Genomic DNA, 5,173 nt, shown 5'->3' on the forward strand with positions numbered 1-5,173 from the left:
CGCCCGCCGCGGTCGGCGACCTGCGCGACGTGCGGGGCCAGGCGTCCGCCAAGCGCGCGCTGGAGATTGCCGCAGCCGGCGGCCACGGGCTGCTGATGGTCGGCCCGCCAGGCAGCGGCAAGTCGATGCTGGCGCAGCGCTTCGCCGGCCTGCTGCCGCCGCTGACCGAGCAAGAGGCGATCGAGTCCGCGGCGGTGCTCAGCCTGACCAGCGCCGGCGCCACGCACCCCTGGGGCGAGCGCCTGGTGCGCGCGCCGCACCACAGCGCCTCTGCCGCGGCGCTGGTCGGCGGCGGCTCACCGCCGCGGCCAGGCGAGATCTCGCTGGCCCATCACGGGGTGCTCTTTCTCGACGAACTGCCGGAGTACCCGCGCCATGCACTGGAGGCACTACGCGAGCCGCTGGAGACCGGCCGCGTGACGATCTCGCGCGCCGCACGCCAGGCCGACTTCCCAGCCCGCTTCCAGTTGCTCGCGGCGATGAACCCCTGCCCTTGCGGCCATCTCGGCAACGGGGCCATGAACTGCCGCTGCACCCCCGACGAAGTGGCCCGCTACCAGGGCCGGCTGAGTGGCCCGCTGCTCGACCGCATCGACCTGCAGGTCGAAGGGCCGGCGGTACCGCCGCAGGCCTTGTCGGACGCGGCCGACGGCGAGGCCAGCACGGCGGGTGCCGCTCGCGTGGCGGCGGCGCGCGAGCGTGCGCTGCAGCGCCAGGGTGAGCTCAACCGCGCGCTGGCCGGCGACGCCCTGGAACGCCACTGCGCGCTAGCCGCCGCCAGCAACGAGTTCCTGCACCAGGCGGCACTGCGCCTGGGCTGGTCGGCGCGCGCCTTCCACCGGGTGCTGCGCGTCGCACGCAGCATCGCCGACCTGGCCGGCGACGAGCGCGTCGCCCTCGCCCACCTGGCCGAGGCGATCCAGTACCGCCGGGTGCTGGTGCTGCGCTGAGGCCCGCGATCAGCCCTGGCCGCCGAGTGCGCGCAGCCTGCTGCCCTCGACCTGCACACGAGCGCCCACCGCCGGCGCGCTCGTCTGCTCGACGGTACGCACCGAGCCGTCGTCCATGCGGATGGTGACCTGCTGCACCGTGGTGCTCTTGGCGCGTTTCTCGATCTCGTGGCCCGCCACGCCGCCGCCGACGGCGCCGATGACGGTCATCGCCTTGCGGCCGTTGCCGCCGCCGACCTGGTTGCCCAGCGCCGCGCCGATCACGCCACCGGCGACGGCGCCGACGCCGCTGCCCTCGCCCTTCTTCGTCACCGAGCGCACCGACTCGACCACGCCGCAGCTCTGGCACACCGGCGCTGCCGCCACCTTGGGAGCAGGTGCGGGGTTGGCCTTGGTCGCCACTCTCGCGACGGGCTTCTCGACCGGCTTGGCCTCGGGCGCCGCCGCCTCCTGCGCGGGCACGGGCTGGCTGGCCGGCTCGGGCAAGCCCTTGCGCGCCAGCATGCCGGCACCGGCGGCGATCGATGCTGCACCCAGCACGCCGGCGATGAGCCAGACGGTGCGCGAAGGGGCGGCGGGCGCAGCGACGGCGCCGGGGGACAGTTCGGTAGACATGGGTGTTCTCCTGGTTGGTTTCCAACGACAACGCGGATTCGACCGCAGGCGCGGACGCCGGCCGCAGCGCAGCACGAATCAGTGGTAACCGTTGGTCAACGGTGGCGGCCTGACGCCACCGTCCGTCACGTCTGGCGCAGCGCCACAGCAGCGCGGCGGCTACAGCAGCGCAGCGAGTGAGCGGCGCACCTGCGCTTGGTCGAGCGCGCTGCGCGCCGCCCAGTCGGCAAGCTGGTCCTCGCCGACCTTGCCGACGTTGAAGTAGGTGGCCTCGGGGTGCGCCAGGTAGAAGCCGCTGACGCTGGCCGCCGGCGTCATCGCCAGGCTCTCGGTGAGCGCCATGCCGATGTCCGCGCACTGCAGCACGCGGAACATGTCGCGCTTGACGGTGTGGTCCGGGCAGGCCGGATAGCCCGGCGCGGGGCGGATGCCGCGGTACTTCTCGGCGATCAGATCCGCGTTGGACAGCGACTCGTCGGCCGCATAGCCCCAGAACTCGGTGCGCACACGCTGGTGCAGGCGCTCGGCAAAGGCCTCGGCCAGGCGGTCGGCCAGCGCCTTGAGCATGATCGCGCTGTAGTCGTCGTGGTCATCGAGGAACTGCTTCTCCTTCTTGTCCACACCCAGCCCGGCGGTGACGGCGAACAGGCCCACGTAGTCTGCCCGGCCGCTGTCCTTCGGCGCAACGAAGTCGGCCAGGCAGCGGTTGGGCCGCCGCACGCCGTCGACCACCGGCCGCTCTGTCTGCATGCGCAGGCCGCGCCAGGTCATCAGCACCTGCTCACGCGACTCGTCGGCATAGATCTCGATGTCGTCATCGTTCACCGTGTTGGCCGGGTACAGGGCGATCACGCCGTTGGCGGTCAGCCAGCGGCCCTCGATCAGGCGCTTGAGCATGCGCTGACCGTCGCTGAGCACACGCCGTGCCGACTCGCCGACGATGTCGTCGGTGAGGATCGCCGGGTAGGGGCCGGCCAGGTCCCAGGTCTGGAAGAACGGCGCCCAGTCGATGCAGGCGGCGATCTCGGCCAGGTCCTGGTTGCGGAACACGCGCCGGCCGGTGAACTTCGGTTTCGCCGGCGTGTACGCCGACCAGTCGATCGGCGTCTTGTTGGCGCGCGCTGCGGAAAGCGTCACCAGCGGCGTCGCCTTCTTGTTCGCATGCTGCGTGCGCACGCGCTCGTAGTCCGACTTCAGCTCGTCGATGAAGGCGGTGGCGCGGCCATCGGAGAGCAGTTCGGAGCAGACGCTGACCGAGCGGCTCGCATCCGGCACGTAGACCACCGGCCCCTCGTAGTGCGGCGAGATCTTCACCGCGGTGTGCACGCGGCTGGTGGTCGCGCCGCCGATCAGCAACGGGATCTTCCTGATGCGGAAGAAGTCGTCGCGCTGCATTTCGGCGGCGACGTGCTGCATCTCCTCGAGGCTGGGCGTGATCAGGCCGGACAGGCCGATGATGTCGGCGCCCTCGACCTTGGCGCGCGCCAGGATGTCCTGGCAGGGCACCATCACGCCCATGTTCACCACCTCGAAGTTGTTGCACTGGAGCACGACGGTGACGATGTTCTTGCCGATGTCGTGCACATCGCCCTTGACGGTGGCGATGACGATCTTGCCCTTGGCCTTGGCCTCGCCGCCGGCCTCGACCATCGCCAGCTTCTCGGCCTCGATGTAGGGCAGCAGGTGGGCCACCGCCTGCTTCATCACGCGCGCGCTCTTGACCACCTGCGGCAGGAACATCTTGCCCTGGCCGAACAGGTCGCCGACCACGTTCATGCCGGCCATCAGCGGCCCTTCGATGACGTGCAGCGGGCGGCCGCCGCGGGCCTGGATGGCCTGCCAGGCCTCTTCGGTATCGGCGACGATGAACTCGGTGATGCCGTGCACCAGCGCGTGGCTGAGCCGCTCGTCGACGTTGCCGGCGCGCCAGGCCAGGCGCGCGCTGTCGTCCCTCGCGGCGCCCTTGGCGCGCTCGGCGATCTCGACCAGGCGCTCGCCGGCATCCTTGCGGCGATTGAGCACCACGTCCTCGACACGCTCGCGCAGCTCGGCGTCGAGGTCGTCGTAGACGCCGACCATGCCGGCGTTGACGATGCCCATGTCCATGCCGGCCTGGATCGCGTGGTACAGGAACACGGTGTGGATGGCCTCGCGCACCGGGTCGTTGCCGCGGAAGCTGAAGCTGACGTTGCTCACACCGCCCGACACCTTGGCGCCGGGCAGGTTCTGCTTGATCCAGCGTGTCGCCTCGATGAAGTCGACGGCGTAGTTGTCGTGCTCCTCGATGCCGGTAGCGATGGCGAAGATGTTCGGGTCGAAGATGATGTCTTCCGGCGGGAAGCCGACCTCGTCGACGAGGATGCGGTAGGCCCGCGTGCAGATCTCGGTCTTGCGCGCGAAGGTGTCGGCCTGGCCTTTCTCGTCGAAGGCCATCACCACCGCGGCCGCGCCGTAGCGGCGCACCAGCTTGGCCTGATGGCGGAAGGCGTCTTCGCCTTCCTTCAGCGAGATCGAGTTGACGATGCCCTTGCCCTGGATGCACTTCAGGCCGGCCTCGATCACCTCCCACTTCGAGCTGTCGACCATGATCGGCACGCGCGCGATCTCCGGCTCGCCGGCGATCAGGTTGAGGAAGCGCACCATCGCGGCCTTGCTGTCGAGCATGGCCTCGTCCATGTTGATGTCGATGACCTGTGCGCCGTTCTCGACCTGCTGGCGCGCCACCGACAGCGCCTGCTCGAATTCGCCGGCGAGGATCATGCGCGCGAAGGCCTTCGAGCCGGTCACGTTGGTGCGCTCACCGATGTTGACGAACAGCGTGCCGGCGCCGATCTCCACCGGCTCCAGGCCGGCAAGCTTCATCGGGGGGACGTCGGCGGCTGCAGGGGCGGTGGTGGCGTTCATCGCGGCGATTCCATCGGGGGCCGCGGCTCACCGCGACCTGAAGTCGGGTGAGCGCCGTTGGCTGCAGCGCGCGGGTCTGTCGATACTGCGCTGCCCTGCCCGAGCCTGGCGACCACTGCGGTCGTCGCAACGCTCCTCGGGCGAGCCGCGATTGTACGGTTACCGATGCTCGCAAGCCCGCCCTTGCTCAGGGTGGTGGCGATGCGGTGCAATCGCCGCCATGCCAAGAACTTCACGAACTGCGGCCGCACTGTCGGTGCTGCTGGCCCTCGGCGGCTGCGCGTTGCCGCAGGTCGCCCCGCCCGCGGTGCCGCCGACGGTCAGCGCCGCGCCGGTGAAGCCCGCGCCAGCCGGCGCCTGGGCCTGGACGCCGCAGCTCGAATCGGCCGGATCGCGGCTGCGCCTGTCGCTGCTCGGCTCGGGCGCCGATGTGTCGCAGACCAGCGACCAGCGCCTGTGGATCAGCCTGCCGTCGGAGGACACCTTCCCGCCCGGCCGGCCGGCGATCAGCCCTGCCGCCGGCGCCTGGCTGGACAAGATCGCCGCCACGCTGCGCACCCTGCCGCGTGCCGAGGTGCAGATCGTCGGGCCGGTCGACAGCCGCGGCGGCGCCGCCCTGGCGGTCGATCGCGCCGCCAGTGCCCGCGACTGGATGGTGATGCGTGGCGTGCCGCCGCGGCGCATGGCGGTGTCGGGGCAGGCGC

At 71.0% G+C, this 5,173-nt stretch carries 4 protein-coding genes and 1 riboswitch; of the genes, 2 read left to right on the forward strand and 2 right to left on the reverse strand.

Annotation, left to right across the window (positions count from 1 at the left end; all coding sequences use genetic code 11):
• A partial coding sequence (locus AAG801_RS40225; protein ID WP_341893472.1) for a YifB family Mg chelatase-like AAA ATPase occupies positions 1-950 on the forward strand: 950 nt, incomplete at its 5' end.
• Positions 951-959: 9 nt separating this feature from the next.
• Here the strand turns inward: AAG801_RS40225 and AAG801_RS40230 are convergent.
• Together AAG801_RS40230 and metH are read right to left on the reverse strand one after the other, a co-directional pair.
• A complete protein-coding gene (locus AAG801_RS40230; protein ID WP_341893473.1) occupies positions 960-1,565 on the reverse strand; it encodes a glycine zipper 2TM domain-containing protein in 606 nt (201 codons plus the stop codon).
• A gap of 159 nt (positions 1,566-1,724) precedes the next feature.
• Entirely contained in the window at positions 1,725-4,469 is a 2,745-nt protein-coding gene (metH, locus tag AAG801_RS40235; RefSeq protein ID WP_341893474.1) for a methionine synthase, read from the reverse strand.
• Positions 4,470-4,511: 42 nt separating this feature from the next.
• Positions 4,512-4,613: riboswitch (S-adenosyl-L-homocysteine riboswitch) on the reverse strand.
• 76 nt (positions 4,614-4,689) lie between these two features.
• Between metH and AAG801_RS40240 the strand changes: the two genes are divergently transcribed.
• Positions 4,690-5,173 (forward strand): OmpA family protein (locus tag AAG801_RS40240; RefSeq protein ID WP_341893475.1); only part of this gene is annotated, 484 nt, incomplete at its 3' end.

The sequence above is a fragment of the Variovorax sp. YR752 genome (genome assembly GCF_943372545.1).

Excerpts from the sequence above, each read along its gene's own strand:
- AAG801_RS40230 (WP_341893473.1), bottom strand. The coding sequence starts at position 1,565 with ATGTCTACCGAACTGTCCCCCGGCGCCGTCGCTGCGCCCGCCGCCCCT.
- metH (WP_341893474.1), bottom strand. The coding sequence starts at position 4,469 with ATGAACGCCACCACCGCCCCTGCAGCCGCCGACGTCCCCCCGATGAAG.